Origin of the sequence: Xanthovirga aplysinae (genome assembly GCF_009711365.1) — a bacterium.
GTDB lineage: Bacteria > Bacteroidota > Bacteroidia > Cytophagales > Cyclobacteriaceae > Xanthovirga > Xanthovirga aplysinae.
Genome location: NZ_SMMB01000986.1, coordinates 1 through 6,274 on the forward strand (window position 1 = coordinate 1; position 6,274 = coordinate 6,274).

Below are 6,274 nucleotides of genomic sequence, written 5' to 3' on the forward strand. Positions count from 1 at the left end.
TTTTCATCTTTTACCTTCAGTATCTTATCTTTTTTATAGCTTTGAAGTGGAAAAGAACACAACAGTTCAAAATTGGTAATAATGGTTCATAAATTTTGAATGTCAAAAAGGCGTGATTCAGGTTTGAAGAGTTAAAAGTATTCCATTGCCAAATTGTACTAAACCATAAGCAATAATAGCTATATAGAGGATGAAAAAATTGAGAATAATTTATATGGGAACTCCTGAATTTGCTGTTCCCAGTCTTGAAAAGTTGATTCAGGAAGAATTTGAAGTGGTGGCAGTTGTGACTGCTCCAGATAAACCTAAAGGAAGGGGGCAAAAACTGTCTATTTCCCCTGTAAAGGAATGCGCATTAGCTCATCAAATTCCGGTTCTGCAACCTACAAACTTAAAATCTCCTGAGTTCATTGAAGAGCTACGATCTTATAAGGCAGATTTACAGATTGTAGTAGCCTTTCGCATGCTTCCGGAAATCGTTTGGGATATGCCCGAATATGGAACTTTCAATTTACATGCTTCTCTTCTTCCACAATATAGAGGTGCCGCTCCAATTAATTGGGCCATTATAAATGGGGAGAAAGAAACAGGATTGACTACCTTTTTACTTCAACATGAAATTGATACAGGGAATATCCTCTTTCAAGAGAAAGAACCTATTTTTGAAGAGGATAATGTGGGAAGTCTTTATGAAAGGTTAATGAATAAAGGGGCTGATTTAGTCATAAAAACTGCCAAAGCTATTCAAGAAGGAAATTTTAGACCAGAACCACAAGATCAAAGTCTAGAGATTAAACATGCACCAAAAATTTTTAAGGAAACCTGTGAAATTGATTGGGACAAACCCAATAAAGAGGTGTATAATTTTATTAGAGGGCTCTCTCCCTATCCTGCAGCATGGACGAATCTAAATGGCCGAATTTTTAAGATATTTTCTTGTGAAAAGCTGGAGGAAAGTATTGCCAATATGCAGCCTGGAGAATACCATACTGACAATAAAACCATTTTGCATATCCAAACTGCTGATGGCACTATTGCTATCAAAGAGCTACAAATGCAAGGGAAAAAACGAATGGGGATTACAGATTTTATGAGGGGGAATAAATTGTGAGAGTTTGGGAAATAGTTCTTTAGACTGTAAAAGGACATTTTGTTTTAAGAGAATATTTAAGTGAAGAGAAAAATAGAAATCCATAAATCATAGTCCAGCTAATTTTGTGATCTTTTGGGTCATTATTTAACCAAAAATTAATTCAAATATCAAATGATTAAATCGATAATAGTCGCAAGAGGGAAAAATGGAGTGATTGGTAGAAATAATCAATTGATTTGGCGTTTGCCTAAGGATTTAAAGTTTTTTAAGCAGAAAACCATGGGGCATCATATTATTATGGGCCGAAAAACATTTGAATCCATGGGGAAGCCACTTCCCGGAAGAACATCGGTAATCATTACCCGAAATCCTGATTATAAAGTTGAAGGAGCTATTGTAGCTCATTCCTTGGAAGAGGCATTGAATGTTTGCCAAAAGGCCAATCAAAAAGAAGTATTTATCATTGGAGGTGCAGATATTTATAAACAAGCCTTATCCCTGGCAGACATTATTTATGTTACAGAGGTGGAAGCCTCTTTTGATGGAGATGCTTTTTTCCCTGAAATGGATTTGACGGATTGGAAATTGGAGTGGAAGGAGAAACATGATGTTGACGAAAAGCATTTGTATCCTTTTCTATTTACAATGTGGAAAAGAAAATAGGTGAATTTAGCCTATTAATTGGATGAAGGTGGTGGTCCCAGGTGTCCAGCAGGTATTTTGGGGTCTGGTAATATGCCTCCTGCCATGGCAAAGGGCCGTATACCAATTAATAAAAAATCTTTTTCCATGATACCAGTATTAGAACACTCCTTTATTTTTTTCAGGAATGCCTTTTTTTGGTGTTTAAAATGAAGCAAACTAATTTCTAAAGTCAAATTTCTCATTTTTCCTTTTGCTTCTTTTTCTGAAAGTTTCTTTTTGAAATGCTCCAGGACGTTTTGATTACTTATATATATGGTGTCGGAAGGAAGGATGTTAATGGCTCGTTCATTATTATAAATAGAAATATTAGAATGGTATTCCTTGTGCAAGGGCTGTATTTCTCCTTTTCTGATTAAAGCGGCTGGCAATTGATTTCCACAATAATTCATCGTTTTAGTTTCTTCATTAATGCTAAAAATGGTGAATTTAATGGAATTTGAAAGCTCTTCGGAATTTTGATTTTTTAGTTTAAAACTATTCGTTATTCTTTTTCTTAGTGTATGGAGAATTCTGTGAATGGAAGTGAGACCATTTTTATGAACTAATTCATCAAGAATGGAAAAGCATAAAACACTTAAAAAGGCACCGGGAACTCCTGCCAGTGTGCACTCGGCTATAACTAAAATTTTTTGTTTGCCACTTTTACCATGCCAATAGAAATTTCCCGAAACTATATTTCCTGGGCGGTTGATAACAAAGGACGAAGGTAAGGTATGATATAAACTTTTGTTCTTAATAAAGAGTAGACGTTGAAGTTCGCGTGCTTGTTTTAGGTTTTTCTCTACCTCCGCAGTTTTTTGTGTAATCTGCTTTTGGTAAATGGACATATCTCTTTTGTATAAGGAAGTAATTAGAAAAGGTAAAATTATAGCAAGGCTAACATTAATATAATAACCCGAACTATTGAAGGGATTTTGGAAAATTGAACCAAAGTAATAACAATAAACTTTTGTGAAAAAAAATAGAAAGAAAAGTCCTACCGTTCTCCAGATATTATCCTTTAAGGACTCACACATTAGTATTACAATAAAAATAAAGCTGATTAAATAAAAGTGAATTCCCGTTTCAATTCCCCATAAAATTGGGCAACCTGCTGAAAAGGTTGCTGAGTAAATCATATAAGAAAATCGTGCTTGCTTAAATCGTTTCTTACAGTTTAAAAAGTAGGTATAAAATAAAGAGAAAAGACCAAAAACCATTACCGGCCATACTGTATTTGCCTTCACTCCAAAAAAATAAATACAACAAGGAATAAGATACAGAAACCCTATTAAACATAAAGTGTTAATAACCGTTACTTTTCTTTTCTCCAGGATTGGAATACCTGGATCAATACCCATATAATATAACCTCCTAATTAAAGGTACCATTTTATTCCCCGTTATTTAATAAATATTATTTTTGGAATACTAATTATAAGTAAAATTTTATCATTATGCTATATTTTACTTTTAAAAAATTATATTTTTTTAGGAGTTAAATCAATTTCAATAGAAAAAAATGAAATTAACAGAATGAAAATTTCGGATTGAGGAATAATAGGAAAAAAGGAGTTGTAGGGTGAGTAGATGGTTTAACTCTTTAATATATCATTCTTTTTGTTTTACAATTTTGGGAATAGTTAGGGACTTGCTTAACTTTTGCTTGTCTAAAAAAAATAAATTAACAAATGAAAGCTGTTTCAGCCGAGGTCTTATCCATAGGAGATGAAATTCTTTATGGGCAAATTACCGATACCAATTCCCAATGGATAAGTGCCGAATTGGATAAAGTAGGAATTAAAACTATCCGAAAAACCACTGTAGGTGATGAAGAAGGGCAGATTTTGGGGGCTTTTAAGGAAGCAGAATCAAGAGCTGAAATTGTTTTGATAACCGGAGGGTTGGGACCCACTCCTGATGATTTAACAAAACCACTTCTTGCACGCTATTTCGACTCATCCCTAAGTATGCATCCGGAAGCCTTGAAAAATTTGGAAGAGATGTTTGCCAAAAGGGGATTCGAATTAAATGACCTTAATCGACAACAAGCTGTTTTACCTGACAAATGTGAAATGATAACCAATCGAATGGGGACTGCTCCTGGTATGTGGTTTCATCAAAAAGGTAAAGTGTTTGTTTCCATGCCAGGAGTTCCTTTTGAGATGAAAACTATGATGTCGGAAATTATTATTCCGAAGTTATTGGAGATTTATCAACCTCCTGTGATTTACCATAAAATGATAAAAACGGTGGGGATAGGAGAGTCATGGCTTTCGGAAAAGATAAAGGCCTGGCAAGATAATTTACCCACTCATATTAAGTTAGCCTACCTTCCTCATCTTTCCCAGGTTCGTCTTCGTCTTACTGCAATGGGGTCAGACATGGGAAAATTGAAAACTGAAGTGGAAAAACAAATTCAATCTTTACTTCCCTTGGCGGGAAAATATATTTATGGGTACGATGATGATAAACTAGAGGAAGTTGTGGGAAACCTATTAAGGCAGCAAGGTAAAACCGTTGCTACTGCAGAAAGTTGCACTGGAGGTTTTTTGGCCCATTCGATTACAAGCATTGCCGGAAGTTCTGATTATTTCATGGGGGGGATTATTCCTTATCAAAATGAAATGAAAGAGAATTTATTAGGAGTGCAAAGAGAGACTTTGATTGAACATGGGGCTGTTAGTGAAGAAACCGTTTTTGAAATGGCCAACCGTGCAAGAGAAAAATTTAAAACCGATTTTGGCTTAGCTACAAGTGGAGTTGCAGGACCTGGGGGAGGAACTCCTGACAAACCAGTCGGAACGGTGTGGATTGCTCTTGCCGATGGAAAGCAAACGTTTACGAAAAAATTGAGTCTTGCTAAAGACCGTCTGATAAACATTCAATTAACGGTTGTTGCTATTCTTGATATATTGCGCCAAAGTTTGAACCAAAACAATTGAGAAGAATCCTGAAAATGCTAAATTTGTAGCGTTTTGAAATTTTTTAAGTCTTAAATTCTTATTTAATAAATAATAATATGGGATTGGTTGAAATGGTTATGCCCAAAATGGGCGAGAGTATCATGGAAGGCACTATCTTAGGTTGGTTAAAAAATGAAGGAGACCGCATTGAGCAGGATGAGTCTATCTTGGAAGTTGCCACCGATAAGGTAGATACTGAGGTGCCTGCTACCCATGCTGGAATTCTTAAACAAATTTTGGCCAAGGAAGGTGAGGTAGTGCAGGTGGGAGCTCCCATTGCGGTGATAGAGGTGGAAGGCGAAGGCACTCCTTCTGAATTGGAAGAAAGCGTTGGAGCGGAATCTGCTCCAATAAAGGAGGAAAAGGTAGTAGCATCCGTTGAGGTGCCACAAGTTTTGGAAAAGCCAGTTAGTGGACGTTTTTATTCTCCTTTGGTTCTAAATATTGCCAAAGAAGAAAAAATCTCAATGGAAGAATTGGAGCGCTTGTCTGGAAGTGGAAAAGAAGGAAGGGTGACCAAAAAGGATATACTTGATTTTGTAAAAAGTCGTAAGGTGGCTGAAGTTCCGCAAGCAACAAAGGCTAAGCCTGCACCTGTTGAGGCGCCAAAAGTGAGTGTTTCTGTAAGTGCTGGGGATGAAATCCTTGAAATGGATCGTATGCGAAAGATGATTGCTGAGCGTATGGTTGAGTCTAAACGTATTTCTCCTCATGTGACCTCTTTTGTTGAGGCTGATGTAACAGACATCGTTCGTTGGAGAAATCAGCATAAAGCTGCATTTAAAAAGAGAGAAGGATCAAATCTGACCTTCACCCCAATTTTTATGGAAGCAGTTGTAAAAGCTATAAAGGATTTCCCGATGATCAATATTTCAGTTGATGGGAACAAAATTATTAAGCACAAAGATATTAATCTGGGTATGGCAGTGGCCTTACCTTCTGGTAATTTAATTGTTCCTGTGATAAAAAATGCTGATCAATTGAGCTTAACTGGTTTGGCTTTAAAAGTAAATGATTTAGCATTGCGAGCCCGAAATAACAAACTGTCACCAGATGATTTAAGTGGTGGTACCTATACTGTTACCAATGTAGGGTCTTTTGGAAATGTCATGGGCACACCGATTATTATGCAACCGCAAGTCGGAATATTAGCTTTGGGGGCTATTGTGAAAAAACCAGCTGTAGTAGAAACCCCTGATGGAGATATGATTGCTGTTCGACATAAGATGTTTCTTTCACATTCTTATGATCATAGGGTAGTAGATGGCTCTTTGGGCGGTATGTTTGTGAGAAAAGTAGCAGATTACTTAGAAAAGTTTGACAAAGAACAGGGTATTTAAAATAAATAAATTCAAATCTTCAGAAAAGCTCTTTCCTTTAGGTAAGAGCTTTTTTTTTATAACTGCCTTTTTTATTTAATAAAATAAGAATAAAAACTCCTTTTTTTGTTTAAAATATATTTTTTTTCGGAATTTATCTATATTTGAAAAAAATATTTATAAAATAAATAAGTGGTCCATGCTTAAGGGTTT

General features: G+C 35.7%; 5 protein-coding genes. 4 read left to right on the top strand and 1 reads right to left on the bottom strand.

What is annotated here, in order from left to right:
• The first annotated feature begins 190 nt into the window (after window positions 1–190).
• The gene (gene fmt, locus E1171_RS09650; protein WP_155205797.1) at window positions 191–1,111 is read left to right on the top strand and encodes a methionyl-tRNA formyltransferase; all 921 of its coding nucleotides are present in this window, start codon (window positions 191–193) and stop codon (window positions 1,109–1,111) included.
• A gap of 153 nt (window positions 1,112–1,264) precedes the next feature.
• On the top strand, window positions 1,265–1,756 hold the full coding sequence (locus E1171_RS09655) for a dihydrofolate reductase (protein WP_155205798.1): 492 nt from the start codon (window positions 1,265–1,267) through the stop codon (window positions 1,754–1,756).
• 14 nt (window positions 1,757–1,770) lie between these two features.
• Here the strand turns inward: E1171_RS09655 and E1171_RS09660 are convergent, their stop codons facing one another.
• Window positions 1,771–3,168: a hypothetical protein gene (locus tag E1171_RS09660; protein ID WP_155205799.1), complete on the bottom strand. Its 1,398-nt coding sequence runs from the start codon at window positions 3,166–3,168 to the stop codon at window positions 1,771–1,773.
• 299 nt (window positions 3,169–3,467) lie between these two features.
• On the opposite strand from E1171_RS09660, the gene E1171_RS09665 reads away from it, so the two are divergent.
• Together E1171_RS09665 and E1171_RS09670 are read left to right on the top strand one after the other, a co-directional pair.
• The gene (locus E1171_RS09665; RefSeq protein WP_155205800.1) at window positions 3,468–4,721 is read left to right on the top strand and encodes a competence/damage-inducible protein A; all 1,254 of its coding nucleotides are present in this window, start codon (window positions 3,468–3,470) and stop codon (window positions 4,719–4,721) included.
• Window positions 4,722–4,798: 77 nt separating this feature from the next.
• Window positions 4,799–6,082, top strand: a complete 1,284-nt coding sequence (locus tag E1171_RS09670) for a dihydrolipoamide acetyltransferase family protein (RefSeq protein WP_155205801.1) — start codon at window positions 4,799–4,801, stop codon at window positions 6,080–6,082.
• Window positions 6,083–6,274: the final 192 nt, after the last annotated feature.